The organism is Paenibacillus pseudetheri (assembly GCF_924513355.1).
GTDB classification, from domain to species: domain Bacteria; phylum Bacillota; class Bacilli; order Paenibacillales; family Paenibacillaceae; genus Paenibacillus_AQ; species Paenibacillus_AQ pseudetheri.
Map to the genome: position 1 here is coordinate 1 of NZ_CAKMAB010000064.1, position 25,245 is coordinate 25,245.

The window sequence follows — 25,245 nt, forward strand, 5'->3', positions numbered from 1 at the left end:
TTCTCTAACCGTGTGCGAACTAAGACCTAGCTGTTTTGCCTCATAGTTTGGATTTGACTTGTGCTCAAGGCACAGCCGTACGACATGTAATTTTACTTTTAAAGAGGCTGGACTTCTTTTACACATTAGAAAAACTCCCATCATTGTAGCAGTAGAAATTTTTGTTTTTTCTACTGTCTACTATGATGGGAGCATATCAATACTCTCGGAGGTCTCCATTGGTATGGTCGACATATTTATATTCCTGCCCCGTCAATAAGCTCAAGCTCATCAACTTTTTCAAAATAATTCAGCACCTTCAGGCGTAGCTCTTGAAAGGAAGACGTTGTTTTTTTACGTGGATATGGCAAATCAACCGGGACAATTTTACGTATTTTCCCGGGGCGAGGTTCTAGAATCACTACCCGATTACCTAGAAATACAGCCTCATCAATATCATGCGTTACAAAAATCATGGTTGTTTTGTTGGCCCGCCAAATGTCCAGTAACACCGTCTGCATATGCGCTCTAGTGAACGCATCCAAAGCACCAAACGGTTCATCCAGCAGCAGGATTTTGGGATTTCGCAATAGCGCACGGGCTATCGCCACCCGCTGGGCCATCCCTCCCGATAACTCCCGGGGATAGGATTTCTCAAACCCATTTAACTTGACGAGATCAATCAACTCATCGACCTTGCGTCTAATTTCTTTGTTGCCTAGCGGCAAATCGGAAGCAATATTCTTCTCTACGGTGAGCCATGGAAATAGACGATGCTCTTGAAAAATAAATCCCTTATCGATTCCGGGACCCCCAATCTCCGTCCCTCCTAAGGTAACGCTCCCCGTATATCCACTGTCCAAACCGGCCACGATGCGCAGCAGCGTGCTTTTGCCACAGCCACTGGGCCCGATGACCGTAATGAATTCCCCCTCTTGCACATAGAGATCAACATTATATAGTGCCTGAACACGCCCTCCGGTAGACTCAAAACGTTTATTTAGATTTGAAATCGACAGCAACGCTTCTCCCATCTCGACCCCTCCTTCAATTCTGTATACAAAAAAACAGAGGTATTGCGCTTTTAACATTCGCAATACCTCTGTAGGAACAGTCGGTAATTTTTATTCAAAGTAAATCAATTGGAATTATAATATTTAAAATATCATCCATTTGAAAAGCTGTCAACAATAAAACTTATTTCAGACACACTTGTTCACATTAGATATCTTAAATATAAATATACGCTTGAGATCACAATGGACAGCAGCATTAAAGGGAAGCCCACCTTCAAGTACTTCATGAACGTAATCGGATAGCCCTCTTTTCCAGCTAGACCAGCAACGATCAGATTGGCACTGGCACCGATCAATGTACCATTGCCACCCAAGCAGGCACCCAAGGCTAGACTCCACCAGAGGGGCTCCAGATTGGTGATCCCCATCTGTCCCATCTCCTGTATCAAAGGAATCATCGTTGCTACAAAAGGAATATTATCAAGAAACGCAGAAGCAATTGCACTTACCCATAAGATCATCATCGAGCTCATGAGCACATCCCCACCCGTTAAATCAATCGCTTTGGCAGCCAGCTCCGCGATGACACCTGTCTCGACGAGTCCTGATACCAAAACAAACAGTCCGATAAAAAAGAAGATCGTAATCCATTCCACGCTGTGAAAAGCTTTTTCCAGCATGTGTTCTCCTCCGGTTAATAAGAGCAGTAAAAAAGCCCCTGCTAAAGCAACCGTCGCTGACTCCAAATGTAACGCCTGATGTAAAAAGAAGCCCGTAATCGTAATTCCAAGTACGACCAAACATTTTTGCAGCAGCTTATGATCTGTAATCATTACCTTCTCATCCATGTCCATGATGCTCTGCTGCAATTCCGGTGTGGATTTAATTTGCTTACTAAACATCAGTAGTAAAAGCGGGATATACGCCAACATAATGATGATAATCACAGGTGTTAGATTGCTGATAAAGGACATAAAAGTCAGCTCTTTCACCGCACTGCCGATCATAATATTCGGTGGATCTCCAATCAATGTTGCCGTCCCACCGACATTCGATGCAATAATTTGTGACATCAAAAAAGGCAGCGGATTTATGCGCAGTTGCCTTGTAATACTGAAGGTAACAGGCACCATAAGTAGCACTGTTGTAACATTATCCAAGAAAGCAGAAGCTACAGCAGTAACAACAAACAAAGCAATCAGTATTCTTCTCGGCTTCCCTTTCGCAAGTTTTGCTGATTTCACTGCCGCATATTTAAAAAGTCCTGTCTCTGCAGTAATCCCTACAATCATCATCATCCCTACAAGTAATCCGATGGTATTAAAATCAATATGATGCAGTGCTGTCTCCTGATCCACAATGCCCATCGCTACCATAACAATTGCGCCTAACATCGCTAAGATTGTACGATGAATTTTCTCAGAAATAATCAGTCCATAAATCAGTAGAAAAATACCTATCGCCCAAATCGCTTGCTGTTCCATGATATCCCCCGGTCCTTCTCTTTAATTTCGTTAATGTGTAACCTACTCATTATATAACCTATTTATCATAAATTAGATTTATATTTTTCGCACTGGAATTGTGGATTATTCAATAAAAAACGACTCTGCCGAGTATTTATTGGAGAGCCGTTTTTTATGGAGTCAATTATTTCATTTTCAAAACCTGAGGCTCCTTGAAAGCGGTCAAAATACCTTTACTCTGCACAATAATCATACCGCTTTCCAGCAAGGTTGGACCGAACACTCTACCTGATGTTTTGAGCTGCACAACCGGTTTTGCGGAAATCAAATCTATCGCGATTAATTTGCCGTCAGTCTGGGCCACATACATACCATGTCCAAGCAGATCAAAGCGGGCAATCGGATTGTTGATTCCAGTATACTGAATCACTGATTTATTGGCCATTTTAACACCATAAATGCTCTGTTCTTTACTAAAAAGAATTCTTCCATCGTAAGGCCCAGCGGCGTAGGATAACTTAGCTCCGATGGATTCGTAAGAATAATTATCGCGTGTTACGGTAGCAGGATCAGCATTGACTGGATAGCTGTAAACACCTTTTTGTCCTGTTATAAAAATTCTGTCACCGTCACTCCAAGCAATGCCCCCCTTTGGTGCTTCGGGATCATTTGGGTCAATATTAGCAGGGTTATAAACTACCGTCTTCACTACTTTACCTATCTTAACATCCAAACTGTCGAGTGTAGTAAGAGGAAGAGCGTCGAATAAGGTAGCCTTCCGTTGTGTTATAAGCGTTCCATTAATCTCAGTAATCGGAAAATAATGATCTCTGTTATTCCAAAGCTCTTTACCCGTTGTTCGATCAAAGGCATGTAGAATGTCATACGTATACGCTCCGGATTCTGAGTTTTGAGCTAATATCAGGTTCCCCTCAACCATGAACGGTTCATACAGCTTTTCACCGAAATTATCACGCCACTGCAATTTCCCATCCTTCAGATTGTAGGCTTGGATATCACCATTTGCTGTAGCAAATAGCTGATCTTTATCAATAACCAATTGACTGACACCTTTACTGTTTACTGATGAGCTCCATTTATTTTTTCCAGTAGCGGCATTAACTGCATAGATTGTACCCGCCTCCGAAGTTACATAAGTCACGCCGTTTTGATAGAGCAGCGGTGTCTTTAATTTAGAGCCGTATTTCCATGCTACTTTTCCAGTTTGAACGTTAATGGCGAGCAGTTGACCCTTCTGAAGGATAAAAGCTTTACCTGCTCCAACGACAACAACCCCTTTACCTATGAGATAGTCCGTAGGTACATTTTCAGAAGTTGGTAAATCCATTGAAGTTGACCACTCCACCTTCGCAGCAGGCAGGTTTGCATAATAATCCTCAAAATTCGAGCCTACATACGAGGTGTGTGAATCAACCGCAACAGCTTGTGCCGGATTTACCATAAGTAATACCCCTAAACCAATAATCGCAGTACGAAAATATGACTTCAATAATGTTCCTCTCACCACCACACGCCTCCTCATATAAATGCCTCAATTGGATAGATTCTCAAAATAAAAATATAATACTAATGACGAGCAGGATGTAAGAACATGGATTATTATTCCTCATTTTGACATTGATAAGAACGGAAATCAAAACATTTACTCATAAACTTACAATTTGTAAGTTATTGTGTTATAATAATCACATTCTTCTATAAACGAACAAGCTTTATCAAATATATGAATAACAAGGGGTTTGTAATCATGAGTAACAAGGTAACCACAGCACCAGCATCCGATTTTGAATTCGGTATCTACACCTTAGGAGACATTGTAGCTGATTGTCATACCGGTAATAAGATCAGCCCGAAACAACGACTCGACGAAGTTGTAGCTGCGGCCAAGCTGTCGGATGAGGCGGGGCTTGATGTATTCGGTGTAGGTGAGCATCATCGTCTTGATTTTGCGATTTCTTCGGTTCCAGTCGTGCTGGCAGCCATCTCCCAGGTTACCCGCAGAATTAAGCTGACGAGCGCCACTACTGTATTAAGCACCATTGATCCTGTGCGCGTGTTTGAGGATTTCGCCACACTTGATCTACTGTCAAATGGCCGTGCAGAGATTATCGCTGGACGTGGTGCTTTTCTGGAATCTTTTCCGCTCTTTGGGTATAAACTTGAAGACTATCATCGACTATTTGCCGAGAATATCAATCTGCTTCTCGAGCTTAATAAGCATGAAATTATGAACTGGGAGGGCTCCTTTCGCTCATCCTTGAAGAATTCTGAGATTGCACCACGCCCTCTTCAGCAAAACCTTCCTGTATGGATTGGTGTAGGTGGTTCTCCTGAAAGCGCGGAAAAAGCTGGCGTACTCGGAACTGGAATGGCCATCGCCATTCTTAGCGGTAGTCCAGAACCTTTCCAAGAACTTGCCGCAACTTATCGACGCGCTGGAATTCAAGCGGGTCATGCCCCTGAATCTTTAAAGATTGCGATTACTAGCCACGGCTACATTGCCGAAACTTCACAGCAGGCGCTCGATGAATATTACCCGTACTACTATAGTTATCGTAATTCCATCAGCCCAAAACCTGGACAAGAATACAGCGTGTCTCGTGACGACTTCGGGCAATATGTATCTGCTGATAACACGATGGCTGTCGGCAGCCCGCAGCAAATTATCGAGAAAATCCTCTACCAGCATGAGCTGTTCGGCCATAGCCGCTTTATGACTCAGCTCGATATCGGCGGCCTTCCATACGCCAAGGTAGCCAAGGCAATTGAACTATTGGCAACAGAAGTCGCCCCTGTCGTACGACGCGAGATCGCCAAGAAAAGCAGCAGATAGAACTGAAGGCTGTCCAAGTAAGCAAAGTAGCGCTTCTCCCGTTCGTGGAGAAGCGCTACTTTGCTTTTGCTCCATTGTGGGCTTGCCTGCATTGTGGCTTGTAGCAGCACGTTATGCAGAGTGTCCAAGCCCAGCCCCTCAGCAATATCCGACGTCCGACAAAGGGAATATTACTCCTTCTTATTCATCCATAACGCGCTCGGCTCAAATCAAATCACTCACATCTCACAATAAACATTTTTTTCCCCATATTTATCCATACCTTAAACTGGACTAGAGAAACCTGCAAATGTGCAGATTTGCAGGAATCATCGCCTTCGCCACTCTCGTATCATTAATAAATGTATTTTTGCAGGACTATTCATCAGCTACCCGTTATAGGTACTGGACTAGTCAACCATCAGCATCTTTACCTTGCGGCTGATTTCCTTTATTTCCTTAATTTTATTAATGTCCTTAATCAATCCTTACCTTTTTGCAAAAAAAAGCTGCCCCCTAAGTAGATTCACTACTTTTGAGACAGCACTTATGCTCATCACGCAAAGGATGGTTTATTGTTATCTACCTTCCCGCTAATAAGCTTCTTATATTCATCGTCTCCGCCATCTAAAGAAGGCGCAGTATAAATTTGAGCTGAAGCTGGTTGCTGAGCGGAATGGCTCGACCCTGTTTTACTTGTGGTATTCTTATTATCTTCTGCACTCCTGCTTCCACCACTTGCAGAACGGAGAACAGCACCCGATAAGTTGTTAATACCCTTTATTCGCTTCATGCTGAATCCTCCCCTACTAAATGATTGATGGTACGGAATAAATCCTGATTATTCGCAACTACCGCCTTAAGATCATCCGCAGATAATCCATCACTCCCTGAAAAGTGTACGGAAAGAACATACTTCTTACCTAGAGGATAGCATAGGATATATACCTCTGCAACTTCAGTGCGTTGAAAAAAAGTCCATTTGCTTGATAAAAATGCATCTACCACACTAGGCTGCTTCTCATTCCCTTTCGTTACAGTCAAGGAATAGGAGTGCCCACGTCCGACATTCCCTCCCACCTGAACAAGCTGTTCCTTCTCTTGAGCCTGCCAGATCGCAGCACCGATCACACGACAATGCTTCGGAGGTAAGAAAGAATTGCGGACCGCCTCACTGAGTGCGTGATACTTCTCTCCATCCTCAGAGATGGTCACATTACTATTATATTGCCAAAAAAAATGAAGGATACTTTCTATGCGCCTTAATTCCATCTTTAGCTGCTCTAAATCTTTCACCGGGTCACGGAACTTCCCAAACCCCTGGACACTATCAATAATCTTACCACAGCTCACATCCACAGCAGCCGTAGGATTATCATGGTGCATCTCATACTCTAAAGCTGTAATTCCAGATAAATCGGACAACAGATGATATTCTTCAACATTCTGTCCAGGGATTAAGTCGTTGCGGGCAGTCACCTGATCCGGCACTAAGCAAAAGACGCGATTACGTCGTAATCTGGCCCAAAACAAACCCATTTCAAACCCCGTATTATCACGAGTCACATAATAAAATTTACCGCGTATTTTGGCGATATCATCTGGCGAGAACACAAATACGGCAAAATCGCTCTCGTCCAAATTTCTCTCCAGTGCCTCCATCGTGTATTCATTTGCTCGAAAGGCATTGGCATACCAAGGATGTACTTCAGCATCCCTCTTCAACTGCTCATGAATCGCTCTTGCATAACGTATGGATTCCCTGGAAGATCCAATGAATAGCTTTGGTTTAGTCACGGCAGTGCTCCTTCATCCTTCCCGATATGTAATAATTATACAAGTCTTTAGACCACCGGAAAAGAGGCCAAGTTCTCATAATATCTCAAAAAATATTATTCTAAACCTCGTAAAGTGGGTAAAAAATTACGACTACTTTGAAAAAGCGAGGTTACTATGAAAAAAATGATAGGTGTCACATTGCTTGCAGCTAGCCTTATGGGTATAGCAGCGTCACAGCCTGCTGAAGCTAAAACGGCAGCAGTTAGTTATACCGCTCAGGTATACGCGAACTCTTTAAATGTACGCAATGAGCCGGCAAAGAATGCAACTGTTGTAGGATCTATTAAGAACGGAGCAAAAGTAACTGTGACCGATGAACAGCACGGGTGGTTAAAGGTTAAGACGGGGAACATCTCTGGCTGGGTAGCCGGCTATTATCTTAAAAAGGTGAACAATAGCTCCAAGCAATCTGGTGCTTCTGGATCATCGGTTGCTTCCAAACCCAGCACTACTTCTTCCACCTCAACCAGCGCCTTGAGTAGCACCACAAAGGTTACAGTAACGACAGATTCGCTGCGCATCCGAAGCGGTCCAGGCACACAATATAAGGTACTCGGTTCTTTAAAAGCTAAGGATACGGCTACCCTCCTCCTTCGTCAGAACGATTGGGCGCGAATTCGAACAGCTAGTGGTGACATCGGTTGGGTCGCGGCACAATATATCCGAACTGGAGCCACGCCAAGCAGCACAAGCACTACAAGCACCGTTTCGCGCACAGGAAATTTGCGAGGAAAATTAATCGTTGTAGATCCCGGTCATGGTGGCAGTGATCCGGGAATGCTTGGCACTACATATAACACCATGGAAAAGGATTTGAATCTGCAAACTGCAATTTATGTTCGCGATGCCCTTGTAGCTAAAGGTGCACGGGTAGAAATGACACGTACCCGAGAGGATCAGAAGCCTACACTCGCTCGGCGTGTTCAGATGAGTGAGGCTCTGCGTGCAGATGCATTTGTAAGCATTCATTATAATTCTTCTCCGAAAAAAGTGTCCGGGACCCTGACCTTCTTTTACTCCGAATCCGATGATCTGAAGCTGGCACGAGCAATTGAAACCCGGCTGGGACAAGGTATCGGCCTTAAGAGCAACGGGTTGTCCTTTGGCGATTATCACATCCTGAGGGAGAGTCGAATTCCAGCTACCTTAGTTGAACTCGGATTCCTTACCAATCCTATAGATGAATCTATTGTCCGCAAATCCTCCTATCAGAAAAAAGCAGCCAAGGCTATCGCGGAAGGATTGGGAGACTACTTCAAAAACTAGCCAGACCTACAAATAATCAGTAAAGAAGCAGGCTAGGAAATTCCCTAGCCTGCTTTAGTTTGTATTTCGTATTTAGCCTTCGATTAATCCCTTCTTAATCAGGAAATCACGAGCTACATCCTCTTCCTTGAGCGCATCCACATCAACCTCTGCGTTCAATTGCTGCATTTCTTCGTCACTGATCTGTCCGTTCAATTGATTTAAGATGCCTTCCAATTCAGGGTATTTATCTAGTGTTTCCTGACGAATAATCGGTCCTGCATCATAAGGTGGGAAGAATTCTTTATCATCCTGCAGAATCACCAGATCATGTACTTTAATTTGCGCATCCGTCGCATATGCATTGGTTACATCGGTTTCCCCATCGTCGATCGAACGGTACATGATACCATGGTCCATTCCTTTGCTCTGCTTGAAATCCATACCGTATAGTTTTTGGATACCAGGGTATCCGTCCTCACGATCCAAGAACTCGAACTCTACGCCAAGAACCATTTCTCCAGACACTTTCGCCAAATCGCTGAAAGTCTTTAAATTGTACTTCTCAGCCGTTTCGCGACTAACAGCTAAAGTATAGGTATTATTTATGCCGAATGGATCCAGAAAGGCCAGATCATCTTTTTCAAGCAGTTCTCTGGTTTTGGCCAACGATTCCTCGGAGTTTCCAGTCTTCTCCTGATAGTAATTAGCTACAATAGTACCGGTGTAATCCGGGTATAGCTGGATGTTATTATTCTCAAGTGCACTCCAAGCTACATTAGAGCCTCCCAAGTTCATCTGACGCTTCACTTTAATATCTGTTTTATCTTCTATTAGATCTGCCATCATATGAGCGAGTAGAACATTCTCCGTAAAGTTTTTAGAGCCAATTGTAATTTCTCCACCGTTACCAGCAGCGTTATTATTCCCGCCACCACACCCGGTAAGTAGCGCCCCCATTAATACTGTAGTTAAAACGCCTGTCATCAATTTTGGAATTTTCATATATAATCTCCCCTTTTATATTCTTTCGAGACCAGAGTTTAGTTATACTTTCAATCCCTTTGGAGTCGTTAACCGTTCAAGCAATCCAAGCAGATAATCCAGCACGAGTGCAAGAATCGCAGCCGGAATAGCGCCAAGTAAGGTTAGTGCTTCGATGTTCCGTTGAATACCTAGGAAAATAAATTCACCCAATCCGCCAGCACCGATAAAGGCTGCCAGTGTTGCTGTCCCTACATTAATAACTGCAGCAGTACGGATCCCCGCCATAATTACACTTAAAGCTAAAGGGAGTTGAACTCTGAATAGAATCTGCCAGCTCTTCATCCCCATTCCCCGGGCCGCTTCCACTATAGACGGATCCACATCAGTAATTCCCGTGTAGGTATTACGGATAATTGGCAGCAGTGAATACAGAAATAAAGCGACAACCGCCGTCTTCATCCCTATACCAAATAGAGGAATCATAAATCCGAGCATCGCCAGACTAGGTATCGTCTGAAGAATTCCAGCCGCACCAAGCGTAATACCTTTCAGAGGTTTAACCCGTGTAATCATGATTCCAAGCGCAATGCCAACAATAATTGCAAATAACATGGACAAGAGCACAAGTTGCATATGCACTCCCATAGAATGAATCAAATCTTCCCTACGTATATCTAATTGATATATAAGTTGTTGCCATAACGATTGATCTCTCATACAGACACTTCCTCCTCTTTCACGCCTCCCCATTGTGCGGCAAACGCCGTCAGAAGACTGCCTCTTGTAACAATCCCGGCAATGTTCCCCTCAGCGGTTACAATCGGAATAATGCCGTAAGGAGCTTCCGTAATCAATGATAATGCGTCTCTTGCTGTTGCTGTATCCTGCAGCACCACCCCAGGTGGTGTCATAATTTCTTCGATAGTAAGGCTTTGTTCCATTTTAGCTGTAACATCATAAGCGGAGACTATGCCAAGCAGCTTACCTTTCTCGTTTCCAACCAGTAATGTATCCATTTTGCGTTGACGCATAAAGGTAAGAGCTTTACCCAGCGTGCGGCTTGGAAGAGATGTGGATGGATTGTCACGCATGACTTCTGTTACGGGGATATACTCAGGGTTTTGGTAAATACGGTTTTTGCCGATAAATGACTCTACGAAATCATTAGCAGGCCGGCTGAGCAGCTCATACGGTGTATCTAGTTGAACGATTACACCATCTTTAAGAATAGCGATTTTATCTCCAAGCTTCAGTGCTTCATCCATATCATGTGTTACAAATACTATTGTCTTCTTCACTTCTTGTTGCATGCGCAGCAGTTCATCCTGCAGCTGCTCACGGGTAATAGGGTCCAAAGCACCAAACGGTTCATCCATCAATATAATCTCGGGATCAGCTGCCAAGGCACGGGCTACACCTACACGCTGTTGCTGCCCACCTGATAATTGTTTCGGATAACGTTTGGCATATAGGGCCGGATCAAGTCCGACTAGACGGAGCATTTCGAGCACCCGTTCTTTTCTCTTATTCACATCCCACCCCTTTAGGTCGGGAATAAGGCCTACATTGTCTTCTATGGTGTAGTGCGGGAACAAACCAGCTTGTTGAATAACATAACCGATGTTCTTGCGGAGGGTTACGGGGTTCTCCTTGGTGATATCCTTGCCGTGGATATAAATATGGCCTGAAGTATGCGGAACAAGACGATTTATCATTTTCATCGTTGTTGTCTTTCCGCAACCGCTCGGACCGATCAATACTAGTATTTCTCCAGCTTCAATTTCAAAGCTAATATTCTTAACTGCTTCATAACCATTCGGGTATTTCTTACCTACTTTTTCAAATTTCAGCATAGGGTCTCTCCTTCTTATCTCTATCATTAGATCATCTCGCCGGGCGACTCTGTAAGTTAAACTATAACAAACAACTCCCCAACTGACAACCTACATTATTGTAATAAGTTGTTTGTAAATAAATGTAATATTGTGATTATAAAAAAGGCTATCCAGTGATAACCCCCGCTGGATAGCCTTTTTTTGATCTATTATTATAAATGATTCTCTGCATTTTTATTAATAAATTGCTCTGTTCTTTGGTACATTTTCTCATCACCAACTGCTACAAGTACATCATTTTCTCTGAGTATGACATGTGGACCTGGGGAGATTGTTACGTTTGCACCTCGGCGAAGCGCTATAATCGTAGCACCTGTATTCTGCCAAAATTGTAAGGCTCCAATGGTTTTGCCAACCACATGTGATTCTTCATGGATTGTAATTTCTTCCGGGTGGTACGGCTTTAAATTCTTCATCCGGTCTGATGCCTCGATAATTCCAGTTAGTAGCCTCTCGAACTTGCCGTCGAGTTTCTTCTTTTCAAGCAACAGTTGCTCTAGATCCTGTTTCAACGAATAAACTGATTTCAGATAGTTATTCCTGGTAATATACTCATACGCCTTTTGATCAGAGATGACAATAATCTCTTTTCCCTGCGAAACAAACACTATATTCTCATCCTTCAATAATCCCATAGCCTTACGAATCGTCTCGGGAGAAACATGATATTGCCCTGCCAATAGAGAACGCCCGGATAGCTTACTCTGTACGGGAAATTCCCCGCTTACAATTCTTTGTGCAATATCAAGGGCTATAGACTTATAACCGGATATTTCTTGCATGGACATTGTTGATCTCCTTACTCTGGCGTGAATTATAAACATGCTCAAGTATACCTTTTTTCACTCACCAAATAAAGATGTCCTGTCTTATACAAAAATTTGATAGACCAAAAATAAATTTAACGATACAACCAGACCAGAGATAAGCCAGCCGAGAGCCGCTGTCATCTTACGATTCACTAACCCGCCCATAATCTGACGATTGCTTGTAAACATAACCAGTGGTACCAGAGCAAAGGCAATCCCAAAGGACAAGATCACCTGGCTGATAACGAGTGCTTTCGTTGGATTTACACCAAAACCGATGATAGCCAAAGGTGGAATAATCGTAATCGCACGGCGTAAGTACAGATTAATTCTTTTGTTGATGAAGCCTTGCATCACTACATCACCAGCCATAGTTCCTACAGATGAGCTCGATAGTCCTGCGATGAGTAGTCCTAAACCAAAAGAGATCGCCGTTACGGGTCCAGCTAAATGACTAAATTGCTGAAACGCAACATCCAAATCCTCAACCACGATACCATTTTTGAAAAATAATGCGGCTGAGACAATAACCATCGCCAGATTCACTGCCCCTGCAATAATCATCGCAATAATGATATCTATGAATTCCAGTTTAAAGATCTGTTTCTTCTCCGCTTCATTTACTCCTACGATACGGTTCTGTGTAAGTGATGAATGTAGATAAATGGCATGTGGCATCACGGTTGCGCCTAGAATTCCTGCGGCCAAGAGAATGCTATCCACCCCTTCAAACTTAGGTGTGAACATGCCTACTGCAACTGCACCCATATCCGGTTTAGCAACAATAACTTGAAAAGCAAAAGCTAATACAACTATAAGAATCATTGCAGCAATTCCTGCCTCAAGGGAACGGTATCCCCGGCGCTGAAGCTCTAAGATAGCAAAAGAACCAACAGCAGTGATCATTGCTGCAGGCAGCATGGGAATATCAAACAATAGATAAAGTCCTAATGCTGCCCCGATAAACTCCGCCAGATCCGTAGCTATTATCACCAGTTCACTTTGAATCCATAAGAAGATCGATACACTCTTCGGGAAACGATCATGAGCAATCTCCGGCAGGTTCTTCCCGGTAGCAATACCAAGCTTGGCCGACAATGCCTGAATAAGAACAGCCATTAAGTTCGAGGCTACAATTACCCATAATAAGAGATAGCCGTATTTTGAACCCGCTGTAATGTTGGTGGCAAAATTACCCGGATCCAGATAAGCAACCGCAGCGATAAACGCTGGACCTAAGAAAGGAAGTAATCTTTTAATTCCTTTGGTCTCCCCATTAAGTACGGCTTGCGCCGAAATGGAGTTTTTATGTTGTCTCATATGCGGTTGTTCTATATGTGGTTGTTCTATTAAAGTTTGTTCCAACATGTCAATTCCTCCTCTTGCCCAAAAAAGTTGTCTATATACACGAAAGTTTCCTATGTGCAACTTATATTTAAAGTATATGCTCATTTCTGAAAAATGTAAATATGTTTCATTATAATTTTTCATATGCTTGTCCACCTACGACCAAGAACAAAAAAAGCTGAACGATGATCAGAAGTTACCCGATCTTCGCCCAGCTTAAGTTAATTACTCCGAAATGCTTATGGTGTGAGACTTTGAATATCTCTTCTCATTTGTTCATTCTGCATTTTCAGCTCATTCAATTCTTTCTGAAGCTCCTGATAATCAGGCGACGCTTGCTTTCTCGACCCATGCCCGTGCCCGTGTCCATGTTTCCCACCCAGTCCGAACATCATAAATAACATCATCAAAGGACAGATCAATGTGATTAACCAAGACCAATTCATAGCATTACCTCCTACAATTTCATTATGACCTCTATATCATAAAGAAAAGTTGTGGAGAAAGGATGTGCTGTGAATTACGAATTTTTCTTCCATGTATCCTTCAGCGGCACGATTCGGTTCAGTACCAGCTTATCTGCTGTGGTATATTTCTTATCCACACAGAAGAATCCATGCCGGATGAATTGAAATTTATCTTCTGGAAGTGAACTCGCCATGGAAGGCTCCAATAAACAATCCTTCAGAATGGTTAGGGAATCTGGATTAAGATACGCGTCCCAGCGCTCATCCTCTTCTTTAGGACCATCGTTATCTTTTAGCAACCGCTCATATAGATGAACTTCCGCCTTGATCCCGTGCTCTGCCGATACCCAGTGGATGGTCGCTTTAACCTTCCGTTCATTAAATCCACTTCCACTCTTCGTTCTCGGATCATAGGTGCAGCGAAGCTCTATAACTTCTCCAGTTGCTTCGTCCTTGAGCACCTCATTGCACTTAATGAAGTAGGCGCCCTTTAACCTAACCTCATTCCCTATAGTCAACCTGTGATAACCTTTGGGTGGCTCCTCCATGAAATCCTCTTGTTCAATATAAAGCGTCCGTGAAAAAGGAACTTCCCTTTCCCCGAGTGTCTTATCCTCACTGTTATTCTCAATCTTGAGCCATTCGCTTTGATTCTCAGGGTAGTTAGTAATAACCACCTTTAGAGGCTTTAGAACAGCCATCACGCTAGTTGCCTTCGCCTTCAAATCTTGTCTAAGCGAATACTCTAACATGGCAATATCTACAATGGTGCTATTCCTAACAAATCCAATTTCCTTCACAAAATTCCGAATACTCTCCGGCGTAAAACCTCTTCTCCGCAGTCCACGAAGCGTTGGAAGTCTTGGATCATCCCAGCCATCCACATAATGTCCTGTAACCAGTTGTCTAATATACCGTTTGCTAGTAACGACGCCGGTGATATTTACGCGTCCGAACTCCCTTTGCTTTGGAGCCTCAGGGGTATCCAGTTCATTCAGTACCCACTCATACAGTGGTCGATGATCCTTAAACTCAATGGAACATAGGGAATGCGTAATCCCTTCGATCGCATCTTGTATAGGATGGGCAAAATCATACATCGGATAGATGCACCAATCGTTGCCTGTTCTATAATGCTCCGCATGAATGATTCTATAAATCACTGGATCACGCAAGTTGATATTAGGTGAGCTCATACCTATTTTGGCCCGTAATACTCTGGCTCCCGTCAGATAGGCTCCATTCCTCATCTCCGTGAATAACTTCAAATTCTCTTCCACAGAACGCTCCCGATATGGGCTGTTCTTTCCCGGCTCCGTAAGCGTTCCTCTATAAGCTGACACCTCTTCAGGTGATAAATCGCAGACGTAGGCTTTTCCTTTTTGGATTAACTTTACCGCGCTATTGTATATTTTTTCCGAATAGTCTGATCCGTAGAAAGTATGGTCTGGTGGGTAGCCCATCCATAGCATATCTTCGCGAATAGCATTTACATACTCCAGATCCTCTTTTAAAGGATTGGTGTCATCAAAGCGCAAATGGAACTTCCCGCCATACTTTTTCGCAGTCGTATAGTTCGTGTGAATAGCATACGCACTGCCAATATGCAGATACCCGTTAGGCTCCGGTGGGAATCTCGTGCAAATATCTCTACTGTAAGTCCCAGCTTCCAGCTCTTCTTGAATCAATCTGTCGATGTAACTCTCTGCTAATACTTCCGGTTCCTTGTTCATTGGTATTACCTCCTGTTTATAAGTGATATCCGCCTGATTATTCTGCACAAGCATAAACGCCTTCGGCGTCCTATAAGGACGGTAAGCGTTTAAGCGAGAAATATAAGGATAAAGTATGTGAAACTTATACTTTCTTATATTTAAATAAAAAGAACCTCACCTCCAAGACTTATGGTCTTGGGGACGAAATTCTCGCGGTACCACCCCAGGTTCATTAATATGTCGCCATATTAATCTCATCAAGTACGGCAATGCAGCTTACGCAGTGCTTATACTCTAGCTCTATAACAGGAGCTCCCGTCATACCATCCCCGTCGATCGGTTCCGATATGCCGCTCAGAGGCTTGTTTCGATAAAATCTCCCTTACCCTGTTCTCATCATTCAGGGCTCTCTGTGAAAGAATGATTTTATTTACTCTTCTCGTCATCGCGTTTAATTATTTTGTATAGGATACCAAATAGATGGTCCTGTGTAAATGGTGCTGTACTTCTGTCTGCTTACGATTTAATCCTCGCTCAGAGCCGTTATCAGTTCCAACACTACTTCATTATCCGGCTCTACAGCCAAAGCTCTACGCGCGTAATCCAGTGCAGCCCCTTCAGCTCCAAGCTCATAGTTACAAATCGCCATACTATAAAGCACCGAGGCTAATGGTTCTTCCGTATTGGCATGCATAGACCGCTCTAAGTAGGCTAACGCCTCCTCGAACTTATCCATTTCATACAGCAGTAACCCAGCATCCAGTGATAGGTCATAGCTCTGTTCCATCGGATAGTAGCCTGTCCACATTAATCGTATCCCCTGCTGAAGATCCAGCATTTCTTCATCACTGGCATCCGGCAGCAGCTCCGAAATCTGTTCAGCACTATGGATAAACCATTCTGCATCATATCCACCTAAGCGCCAAAAAGCCAAAATCTGCTGGAGCCCCATCGTATCTAATTCCTGATCCATCCATTCCTTCATACTGAAGAAATCATCCGGGCCAAAACGCTCTATAAACCGCTTGTAACCTAACCGAGTGTTCGTATAGCTCATCGGCGCGTCCAGCATAAGAATACATCCAATATTCAAGTTCTTATAATGATGAGTGGTAAATAAGGAGTATGCTCCTTTTTGCTCCAACATATGCTGAATGGCATGATAATTCGCCGTTAAGGAGAAGCTACCGTGATGAATCAGCAAAGGTGGTTCAGCAAATTCCCAATTTTCTATCCGGTGATCTCCCTTATCCGCTGTAAGGAGTACGAACCCTTCTGTAGACAGCTTAGCTAGCCGCTCCAGACAACTAAGCCCCACCACAGGAAACAGAATATGGGAATCCTCCAGCTTCTGCTGATAGAGCTTTATAACATCGTGATAGGGGTAGGTTTCTACTTCGTAATTAGCCGCTCGAACATAATGATACTGTGGGATGATTGTACCGAGTACATCAGAGGGGTTGTCCGATCCTGCAGACTCTGAATACTGAATCGACACCTCACATTCAAATATTTTACCTTCATCCACATAAATTAATTCCTGCGGGATACTGTCAAAAAAATAATTCGCCACAAGCAGCAGCGGCTGCTGTAAATCACCGGGTTTGATGCTGAGCTTAGCGTGTACTAAATGTAGTTCAGTATCCTGTACAGCATCAAAACGTGCAAAATCCAGTATACCCTGCTCTACGAATGGAAGTAAGCTTGGGTGCTGCTGCCAGCTGGTTATATTTTTAACGGGTAAATCACTCATCACATAACGAAAAGGAGGAAGTGGAGTCCCCGCATAATCTATGATCTCAGATAGCTTCTTAAGGATATGGAACGCTAATCGGCCCGCTCCCGCTCCCAATTCCAGTATAGTGACTGCTTCAGAGAGATGTCCTTGTCCAGCCCGATCTTGCAGGAATCCGAAGATCATTTCCGCGTATGCAGTCGCAATCATAGGATTACTCGTAATATACTGCGGAACCTGATCATTATTCCAAGCCTTTAATCCCTGTTCTTCATAATAAGCCCGCTGCAATTCCCAAATGGGTGCTTCACTGAAGCGATAGTGCTGCCCTTCTTTACCTGTCATCTATTTCTTAACCTGCTCTCTGTATATCTTGTTAAACAACTATGATATTTATTCCGCTCTTAAAGTGCGTGACCTGAAAATGACATATTCAGCCTCAGCAGGAATGGAAACAGAAAATGATAATAATGCCGCCTTGGAGGTTAACGAGTCAGGTCCTTTTAACGTTTGGTAGTAAGAGTTCCCTTTGCTGTCCACACTCACCAGCTCCAGTTCCGCATTCCCTTTAGGGATGACAAAGCCAGAGGTATTTTGCACGCCTAAGGTTAGTCTGTATTCTTTCCCGGATTGAGTCTGTGTTAGCTTATAAGGATATAACGGATATGGATGTGCTGTTGTCTCCACTGGGTAAGGGGCAAGCGCACGATCCGCCTCAGGCTTTGCCCATTCCTCCCCTTTTCTGGCGCCAATACCAAGGGTTAATTTATTCACGTTATTGAACTGAGTTTCCCAGCGAAATGTCTTTAACCCCTCTAGAATAGGGGATGCTGGAACAAACAGGATTCCATCCTTGATCTCTGGGGCGATCCCTAATGAATCTTCTGTCTCCCCATTAAATTCTGCCTCTAGCTGACCTGCTTTAATCTTCCCTACAGAGCGATCCAGTAGTGAAACCGTAACGCTGTTCGTTAATGCGTCATAGAGCAAATCTGCACCAATCGCACTCGAGAAAGCCCGAATCGGCACCATTAATTTACCTGATTTAAAATAAGGAGCGAGTTTACCTGGAAAAAGGACGTAATACCCCCCATATGACAGTGGCATTACCTGAGTCCCTAACTGAACAGCCGCCGACACCGATGTAGGTGTAACCGCAGAACCCGCGGCGAAAATGATTACCAATAGACCTATGACATAAGCTCTTATTTTCCCTAATCGTTGTAAGGACTCCTTAATGTGATTCATCTCAAACCCCTCTCCCTCTCTACTCCGTCTACAACAAAGCCTCTATTAGTAATAATCAATGATCCCCTTGCTCATGTCAACTTGTTCCACTTCTGCTGTTCATCATAAAAGACAGGATTCCGCATATATTTCCATTGAGTTATTTAGAATCATGAAAGGAGTGCGATGGATGACTGCAGATGGACAGGATTCGCCAAGAAAGACAAATATCCCTCAGCCCATTCGAAGCGATGGCGCAGGGGGATTAGATAAAGGACCACGTGATATAATGCGGGATTTGGAGAATCCCGACATGTTTGTCCCTCCCGTGACCGATGCCGGTCTCGTCCCCAATTTAAAATTCTCTTTCTCCGATGCACATATGCAGCTTAATCATGGTGGCTGGTCGAGAGAGGTGACGGTCAGAGACCTCCCCATCGCCACTACACTAGCTGGCGTCAACATGAGCCTAACCCCCGGTGGAGTTCGTGAACTCCATTGGCATCAGCAAGCGGAATGGTCTTATATGCTGCTAGGTCGAGCTCGAATTACTGCCGTAGATCAAAATGGTCGAAACTTCATAGCAGATGTGGGGCCAGGTGATCTATGGTATTTTCCGCCAGGTATTCCCCACTCTATACAAGGTCTTGAAGAAGGCTGTGAGTTTCTGCTTGTATTCGACGATGGAAGTTTCTCTGATCTAAACACCTTGTCCATTTCCGATTGGTTTGCCCATACTCCTAAAGAAGTTCTTTCGGCTAACTTTGGGGTGCCTGCCGCTGCATTCGACTCTATTCCCACCGAACAGGTCTATATTTATCAGGATCAGGTTCCGGGTTCATTGCAAAGTCAAAGGGTAGAATCTCCATACGGAGAGATCCCACAAACCTTTAAACATTCTTTATTGGCTCAACCTCCGCTGAAAACTCCCGGCGGGAGCGTCAGAATAGTCGATTCCAGTAACTTTCCCATCTCCAAAACCGTAGCTGCCGCATTGGTAGAAATTGAACCCGGAGGGATGAGAGAGCTGCACTGGCATCCAAATAACGATGAATGGCAGTATTATCTTACCGGAAGAGGACGCATGACCGTATTCGCTGGAAATGGTGTAGCACGTACCTTCAACTACAGAGCGGGCGATGTAGGATATGTTCCTTTTGCGTTTGGACATTATATTCAGAATATAGGCGACGACTCCTTATGGTTCCTTGAAATGTTCAAAAGCGATCGTTTTGCCGACGTTTCTCTGAATCAATGGATGGCTCTCACTCCCCATGAATTGGTTCAAAGTAACCTGAACGTTGGACCAGAGGTAATGAACGCCTTAAGGAAAGTGAAATGGCCCGTTGTGAATTATCCTAAGCCAAGCAAAAACGCCTCCGACGTCCCTAAAGGACGGTAAGCGTTTTTGCTAGAAATATAAGGATAAGGTATAGTGTGAAACTTATACTTTCTTATATTTTTAAAAGAATAGGATGCTTCACCTGGTAACTATTCGCCGGTCTCCGCAAATCGTTTGATTCTTACCTCAATCTGGTCACGCACACGCTGGAACACTGCCCACTTCTCTTCATCGCTCCCTTGCGCTTTTGCCGGATCATCGAAGCCCCAGTGTTCCCGTTTGACCTTCGGAGGCGTCATTGGACATTTATCCGCAGCGTCTCCACATAACGTAACGACTAGATCCGCATTATTCAGCAGATTAGAATCAATCATATCCGAGGTCTGTCCAGTGATATCTATGCCTACTTCGTTCATAGCTTGTACAGCTTTTGGATTGAGACCGTGGGCTTCAATTCCAGCGCTGTACACGTTCCATTCTCCCCCTAAATATTGCTTCGCCCAGCCCTCAGCCATCTGACTCCGGCAAGAGTTTCCTGTACATAAAAAATAAATCGTTTTCTTGTCCATCTGATCTTCCCCTTTTCAAATTAAGTAATCAACAACCACAGATAGAGACCTAAAAGTGTAATAAACAACGTTGGGATAGTTAATATAATACCCGTCTTAAAATACGTTCCCCAGGATATCTTCACACCTTTGGCCGAAAGCACATGGAGCCACAGCAGCGTTGCTAGTGAGCCAATTGGGGTGATTTTAGGGCCTAAGTCTGAACCTATAACATTCGCATATATTAATGCCTCTTTAATAACTCCGGTTGTATGCGTTGCATCAATTGCGAGTGCGTCAATCATTACAGTGGGCAGATTATTCATCAATGATGAGATCAATGCAGCAATGAACCCCATACCCATAGTTGCAGCGAATAGACCCTGATCAGCAATCATTCCTATCGCCTTAGCGAGTAGATCAGTTAGACCCGCATTCCGAAGTCCATATACCACGACATACATTCCAATGGAGAAGAACACAATCGCCCAAGGTGCTCCTGTAAGCACTTCTTTCACCTTGACGGAAGGGCTTCTTCTCGCGAGGAGCATGAACAAAATTGCAATGATTCCCACAACCACTGATACCGGAATCTTCAAGAATCCACTAACGAAATACCCTATTAAAAGAATAGCCAGTACAATCCATGATAGACGGAACATCTTCTTATCTTTAATAGCCTCTTGCGGATCTTTTAGTTCGGAATCATTAAATCGCTTCGGAATACTTTTGCGAAAAAAGAAATAAAGCACCACGATACTCGCTATCAATGAGAATAGCGTAGGTACAATCATTTTCCCCGCATACTCCATAAAGGTAATTCCAAAAAAGTCAGCCGATACGATATTCACAAGATTGCTAACCACAAGCGGCAATGAGGTGGTGTCCGCAATAAAGCCGCTAGCAATAATGAATGGAAATACTTTTTTCTCATCAAAATTCAGCGCTCTTACCATAGCAAGTACAATAGGGGTAAGTATTAGCGCCGCTCCATCATTTGCAAAAAAGGCAGAAACCAACGCACCAAGAACGATGACATAGACAAACATTCGTGTTCCGTTCCCCCGTGCTGCTCGCGCCATATGTAACGCTGCCCATTCAAAAAATCCAATACTGTCTAAAATTAAGGAAATTAAGATGATTGCAACAAACGCCAACGTCGCATTCCACACCATTTGTGTTACATCCAGAACATCATTAAAGCTAACTACCCCAGCTAGTAAAGCAATGATCGCTCCGCCGCAGGCTGACCATCCAATCGATAAATTTCGAGGCTGCCAGATTACAAAGATTAAAGTTACTATAAAAATAAGTATGGCTAGAATGACCACTGTGCCATCCCCCCTGAACTGTACAACCACATCTTTCTCAACACTCCTATAATCAACGAATACATGCTACATCACCATATAACTATATAGTTATATACAGTCTAAAAAAAATTTACAACTAAATTTTAGTCGCAGCAAGTCGCTTTAACTTCTTTATTCAAAGCAGCCAATATTGATTCAGAACTAGGCATCTCCTGAAGAACAGCCTTAAGATACGGTTTATCCTCGACATTTAACGAATAATGTACCCACTGTCCTCGTTTGCTTTCCCTTACGATCCCTCTACTCTTCAATTTCCGTAAATGCTGACTAATCGCCGGCTGGGATATATCAAAAATATCAACAAATTCACACACGCACCATTCCCGTTCTTTCAGAAGAGAAAGCATAGCTAGACGTGTCTTGTCTCCTAATAGCTTCAAGTCATCAGCAATATTCGTCAGTGCCTGCATTCCTTCTTCCCCTCCTTCCAATCCTTATATAAGCGAATACTTATATTGTAATGAACTTATCCGTACGAAGCAAGAAATTATTTTAACTTGTCTTACTTACACCACTCATGCTCCAGCATACTGAACATCAAAGAATCACGCCAACCATCTTTAATAAGTAAAGCATCTCTTAATCTTCCTTCATAGGTCATGCCAATCTTGGTGAGCACCTTGGATGATCCACTATTTCGAGGATCACAGGTCGCGTATATTCGATGTAGATGCAGTTCTTCAAAACCAAAATTCAACATTAGTCCGGCTGCTGCTGTAGCGACTCCCTGTCCCCAGACATCAGGATGGACAGTATAGCCGATTTCACCGCTTCTGTCCGTATGGCACACACGATCCTGGGAACAATACGCATGAACATCTTTCCAGTCCGTATGCTTCAATTCGCGTAAATAAATAGGATTTCGATCTTGCATCATCATCCCCCTCAAAGTTAACCTTTAGCTTTAGCCCATTAACTATTCATGCGGTTCAGGTTCTAGAAATCGTTACAACAAACCGGGTTCCTTCTCCGACTTTACTTCCACTTCAATTTTACAATCATGTATATTTAGAATTTTCATCACAATGCCTTTGGCATCATGGATCTTAGGAATCCCTACGATAGCAACCTTCTCCTTGTCTAAAGAAAAAACAGATTCACTTGGCTCATGAACAACCGCTATATCTGGACCCGCCAAAGCAAATAACAGTTCACATTCCTTCTTTTTTAACTCAACTGTTTGATCGGCGTTTGCTACTGTTAAATTGCCAAGATCAACGTTACTCCCCTAATTGAATAACATTCGAAGGGGTTACATGATATCTCTTCAATAAAGATTTCACACGCAGTACCAATTCAACGGGATCAAACGGCTTTACTAAATAATCGTCTGACCCCGCATTAATCATCCATTTCCTTTTCGGTCATCTTGCTTATTGTCTTGTCCTGCTTTTTAATTATTTAGTGATTCATATAATAGGCCATTCGCCCAATTTCTTTACCTGTGTAATAAACGATATCGAAGATGAGTACTGCTAAGATAACCTTCGAGAGCAACGGGTACTTTTTAACTAAAGGCTTTATACTCTTCTCTATGAACTCCATTCATGTTCCCCTTTCTTTAAGCTAGCGCTCTTTTTCGTATCAATCTAATTTGGCCTCTGTGATTAATTTCATCTTCGAACACATGAAACCACATGAAATAGTAGTTCGCCTGTTTGTTATGCCAGAATTCCTCTTCTGTATATAACCAGTCATCATCCACGGTTGCGAACAATGCATACGTTCTTTCTCTTACTTCATTTAAACGGTCTAAATAATAGCTAAGATCATTTCCTTTAATCATCGCTCGACCTTCATGTCCTAAGTTCAGTGCCGGCCCCCATATCGTTAACTCTTCTTCAGACAAATCTCTTCCCTCAAATGTCGCTACTTGATATGCATACTCTACTGCAGCGTAGTGTAATAATAATGCTCCAATAGAATTGCACTCCGAATCCAATAAATAGTCTAGTTGATCTATAGTTAGATCCTTAACAGCCGCTAATGTAGTATGTCTTGCGTAGTTCATCATCGATAAAAGACGACTAATTTGTGGGGAGTAACCTGGGATATCAGTAATCAGATATATTTTGTCCATGTCGATCATTATGAGATCTCTCCTTCATATCTTCGAATTTGTAAATTTACAAGACTATGTATTTGTCCAGCTCAAAATTGCTCCGTTCTAACAAGTCCCAGCCGTTTTCCCTCCACGATAGCTTCGGATCTGGAATGTACACTCAGCTTCTCGAAGATTCTCGTCAGATTATACTCCACAGTCCTTTGTGACATTAAAAGTTTGCCGGCTATGTCTTTGTTGCTTTTTCCACTGGCAACTTCTTGGAGTATTTCTTGTTCTTTTTGATTAATAGATACTTCTTCAATGAACTGATTATCCCGGTTATTGGATATCTTGATATCATTTCTGCGTAGCTGCTTGAGTAAAGAAACTGGAATGACAGCCTCATTTCTTAGTGCGCAACGAATGGTATTTAACAACTGTTCTCTGGAAGCTGTCTTAGAGATAAATCCTGTAACCCCTGACTCCATCAACAGGTTATAATGCGCACTGATTTCATATCCGGTATAAATCACCACTTTAGATTCGGGATCACGCTGAACGGCTCTTTTGGTGAATTCAATTCCGCTAATTGTAGGCATATTAAGATCGCATAATATAACATCAAATCTTTGCTGCTCCAGCATATCGAAAGCTTCCATCGCTGACAAAACAAAGGTTACCTCCATATCAGCATCCTGCTCAATCATATTCTTAGTTCCTTCTCCAACTGAAGGATGATCATCAACCAACAAGATACGTATCATCGTCATCGCCTCCTCTATTTTTCTTCTCCACAAAATGAATGATAAGAAAGCAAAAATGCATAGTAGCCCTGATATGAAAAAATAACGGGTTCACTCTCATTTGAATCTCCCGGAAGAACAAAATTATACATATTTGTAATTCGAGTCATGTATTCTCTACCATTTTAAATGAATTCAATAGGAAATAATATACTTTTATGCACGATATTCCTTCATCTATAAACAAAACGTGCACCTCACCATCTCCTCGTCTGGCATAAAATTCAAACTACCTTCTCATACTATGGGGAGAATATGGAGGTGAATGTCATGCCAAAAAATAACGCCAGTCCCAAAGGTGAACCAGGCAAACATCAACCAAGTAAGAAAAACAATGCACAGAATAACAATAACTTTAATGAAGCGGCTCAGATGGTAAACATCGATAAAGCTGCCGATTATGTTCCCAGCTTAAACGGTGTTTCCAAAACCGACGTCTAAACCGCACTGTTAAAATCGAGTAGGAGGAGGCGGTAAGCCTCCGTCCTCTCACACCACCGTACATGCGGGTCCGCATACGGCGGTTCCAAAAGGTTAACAAAGTTCCAGATAACGTGAAAGCAGACTTTTCAGCC

At 43.1% G+C, this 25,245-nt stretch carries 26 protein-coding genes and 1 other annotated feature; of the genes, 4 read left to right on the forward strand and 22 right to left on the reverse strand.

Features of this window, described 5'->3' with window-relative positions; all coding sequences use genetic code 11:
• Positions 1-236 precede the first annotated feature (236 nt).
• The 3 genes from L1028_RS29645 to L1028_RS29655 all read right to left on the reverse strand — a co-directional run bounded on the left by L1028_RS29645 (position 237) and on the right by L1028_RS29655 (position 3,986).
• The gene (locus L1028_RS29645; RefSeq protein ID WP_234541722.1) at positions 237-1,013 is read right to left on the reverse strand and encodes an ABC transporter ATP-binding protein; all 777 of its coding nucleotides are present in this window, start codon (positions 1,011-1,013) and stop codon (positions 237-239) included.
• A gap of 182 nt (positions 1,014-1,195) precedes the next feature.
• A complete protein-coding gene (locus L1028_RS29650; RefSeq protein WP_234541724.1) occupies positions 1,196-2,479 on the reverse strand; it encodes an ArsB/NhaD family transporter in 1,284 nt (427 codons plus the stop codon).
• Between the two features lie 166 nt (positions 2,480-2,645).
• Positions 2,646-3,986, reverse strand: coding sequence for an outer membrane protein assembly factor BamB family protein (locus tag L1028_RS29655; protein WP_234541726.1), 1,341 nt, complete (start codon positions 3,984-3,986; stop codon positions 2,646-2,648).
• Between the two features lie 243 nt (positions 3,987-4,229).
• Between L1028_RS29655 and L1028_RS29660 the strand changes: the two genes are divergently transcribed.
• Positions 4,230-5,315 (forward strand): LLM class flavin-dependent oxidoreductase, encoded by a 1,086-nt coding sequence (locus L1028_RS29660; protein WP_234541727.1) that lies wholly within the window; start codon positions 4,230-4,232, stop codon positions 5,313-5,315.
• Between the two features lie 535 nt (positions 5,316-5,850).
• Here L1028_RS29660 and L1028_RS29665 read toward each other — a convergent pair.
• Positions 5,851-6,087, reverse strand: coding sequence for a hypothetical protein (locus L1028_RS29665; RefSeq protein WP_076285512.1), 237 nt, complete (start codon positions 6,085-6,087; stop codon positions 5,851-5,853).
• Positions 6,084-7,091 carry a TIR domain-containing protein gene (locus L1028_RS29670; RefSeq protein WP_234541728.1) on the reverse strand — a complete coding sequence of 336 codons (1,008 nt, stop codon included), beginning with the start codon at positions 7,089-7,091 and terminating at the stop codon, positions 6,084-6,086. The genes L1028_RS29665 and L1028_RS29670 overlap by 4 nt, the downstream gene beginning before the upstream one ends.
• Positions 7,092-7,247: 156 nt before the next feature.
• Here L1028_RS29670 and L1028_RS29675 point away from each other — a divergent pair, with 156 nt between their 5' ends.
• Entirely contained in the window at positions 7,248-8,399 is a 1,152-nt protein-coding gene (locus L1028_RS29675; protein WP_234541729.1) for an N-acetylmuramoyl-L-alanine amidase family protein, read from the forward strand.
• 72 nt (positions 8,400-8,471) lie between these two features.
• On the opposite strand, the gene L1028_RS29680 is transcribed toward L1028_RS29675, so the two are convergent.
• From L1028_RS29680 to L1028_RS29720, 9 genes are all read right to left on the reverse strand, one after another.
• A complete protein-coding gene (locus L1028_RS29680; protein ID WP_234541730.1) occupies positions 8,472-9,383 on the reverse strand; it encodes a glycine betaine ABC transporter substrate-binding protein in 912 nt (303 codons plus the stop codon).
• Between the two features lie 42 nt (positions 9,384-9,425).
• Positions 9,426-10,082, reverse strand: coding sequence for an ABC transporter permease (locus L1028_RS29685; RefSeq protein ID WP_279306934.1), 657 nt, complete (start codon positions 10,080-10,082; stop codon positions 9,426-9,428).
• The gene (locus L1028_RS29690) at positions 10,079-11,218 is read right to left on the reverse strand and encodes an ABC transporter ATP-binding protein (protein ID WP_234541731.1); all 1,140 of its coding nucleotides are present in this window, start codon (positions 11,216-11,218) and stop codon (positions 10,079-10,081) included. The genes L1028_RS29685 and L1028_RS29690 overlap by 4 nt, the downstream gene beginning before the upstream one ends.
• A 194-nt stretch (positions 11,219-11,412) precedes the next feature.
• Entirely contained in the window at positions 11,413-12,048 is a 636-nt protein-coding gene (locus L1028_RS29695; protein ID WP_234541732.1) for a GntR family transcriptional regulator, read from the reverse strand.
• 81 nt (positions 12,049-12,129) lie between these two features.
• Positions 12,130-13,389, reverse strand: a complete 1,260-nt coding sequence (locus tag L1028_RS29700) for an Nramp family divalent metal transporter (protein ID WP_234541749.1) — start codon at positions 13,387-13,389, stop codon at positions 12,130-12,132.
• Positions 13,390-13,655: 266 nt separating this feature from the next.
• Complete coding sequence (locus L1028_RS29705; protein WP_042191958.1) at positions 13,656-13,862, reverse strand: DUF2933 domain-containing protein; 207 nt, start codon at positions 13,860-13,862, stop codon at positions 13,656-13,658.
• A gap of 74 nt (positions 13,863-13,936) precedes the next feature.
• Positions 13,937-15,616: a glutamine--tRNA ligase/YqeY domain fusion protein gene (locus L1028_RS29710; RefSeq protein WP_234541733.1), complete on the reverse strand. Its 1,680-nt coding sequence runs from the start codon at positions 15,614-15,616 to the stop codon at positions 13,937-13,939.
• A 176-nt stretch (positions 15,617-15,792) separates the two neighbouring features.
• Positions 15,793-16,053, reverse strand: a binding site (T-box leader).
• A gap of 68 nt (positions 16,054-16,121) precedes the next feature.
• A complete protein-coding gene (locus L1028_RS29715; protein WP_234541734.1) occupies positions 16,122-17,678 on the reverse strand; it encodes a tetratricopeptide repeat protein in 1,557 nt (518 codons plus the stop codon).
• Between the two features lie 48 nt (positions 17,679-17,726).
• Complete coding sequence (locus L1028_RS29720; RefSeq protein ID WP_234541736.1) at positions 17,727-18,581, reverse strand: copper amine oxidase N-terminal domain-containing protein; 855 nt, start codon at positions 18,579-18,581, stop codon at positions 17,727-17,729.
• Positions 18,582-18,750: 169 nt separating this feature from the next.
• On the opposite strand from L1028_RS29720, the gene L1028_RS29725 reads away from it, so the two are divergent.
• On the forward strand, positions 18,751-19,962 hold the full coding sequence (locus tag L1028_RS29725) for an oxalate decarboxylase family bicupin (RefSeq protein WP_234541737.1): 1,212 nt from the start codon (positions 18,751-18,753) through the stop codon (positions 19,960-19,962).
• Positions 19,963-20,051: 89 nt separating this feature from the next.
• On the opposite strand, the gene arsC is transcribed toward L1028_RS29725, so the two are convergent.
• From arsC to L1028_RS29770, 8 genes are all read right to left on the reverse strand, one after another.
• Positions 20,052-20,471 carry an arsenate reductase (thioredoxin) gene (gene arsC / locus L1028_RS29730; protein ID WP_234541738.1) on the reverse strand — a complete coding sequence of 140 codons (420 nt, stop codon included), beginning with the start codon at positions 20,469-20,471 and terminating at the stop codon, positions 20,052-20,054.
• A 20-nt stretch (positions 20,472-20,491) separates the two neighbouring features.
• Complete coding sequence (locus L1028_RS29735) at positions 20,492-21,781, reverse strand: arsenic transporter (RefSeq protein WP_234541739.1); 1,290 nt, start codon at positions 21,779-21,781, stop codon at positions 20,492-20,494.
• A 125-nt stretch (positions 21,782-21,906) separates the two neighbouring features.
• Positions 21,907-22,233 (reverse strand): ArsR/SmtB family transcription factor, encoded by a 327-nt coding sequence (locus tag L1028_RS29740; protein ID WP_234541741.1) that lies wholly within the window; start codon positions 22,231-22,233, stop codon positions 21,907-21,909.
• Between the two features lie 92 nt (positions 22,234-22,325).
• Complete coding sequence (locus tag L1028_RS29745) at positions 22,326-22,703, reverse strand: GNAT family N-acetyltransferase (protein ID WP_423803108.1); 378 nt, start codon at positions 22,701-22,703, stop codon at positions 22,326-22,328.
• A 66-nt stretch (positions 22,704-22,769) separates the two neighbouring features.
• Positions 22,770-22,961: a hypothetical protein gene (locus tag L1028_RS29750; protein WP_234541752.1), complete on the reverse strand. Its 192-nt coding sequence runs from the start codon at positions 22,959-22,961 to the stop codon at positions 22,770-22,772.
• Between the two features lie 263 nt (positions 22,962-23,224).
• Positions 23,225-23,368 (reverse strand): hypothetical protein, encoded by a 144-nt coding sequence (locus L1028_RS29760; protein ID WP_234541743.1) that lies wholly within the window; start codon positions 23,366-23,368, stop codon positions 23,225-23,227.
• Positions 23,369-23,384: 16 nt separating this feature from the next.
• Positions 23,385-23,912, reverse strand: a complete 528-nt coding sequence (locus L1028_RS29765) for a DinB family protein (RefSeq protein WP_234541745.1) — start codon at positions 23,910-23,912, stop codon at positions 23,385-23,387.
• A gap of 62 nt (positions 23,913-23,974) precedes the next feature.
• Complete coding sequence (locus L1028_RS29770; protein ID WP_234541747.1) at positions 23,975-24,631, reverse strand: response regulator transcription factor; 657 nt, start codon at positions 24,629-24,631, stop codon at positions 23,975-23,977.
• 309 nt (positions 24,632-24,940) lie between these two features.
• On the opposite strand from L1028_RS29770, the gene L1028_RS29775 reads away from it, so the two are divergent.
• Entirely contained in the window at positions 24,941-25,111 is a 171-nt protein-coding gene (locus L1028_RS29775) for a hypothetical protein (RefSeq protein ID WP_156113190.1), read from the forward strand.
• The last annotated feature ends 134 nt before the right edge of the window (positions 25,112-25,245 follow it).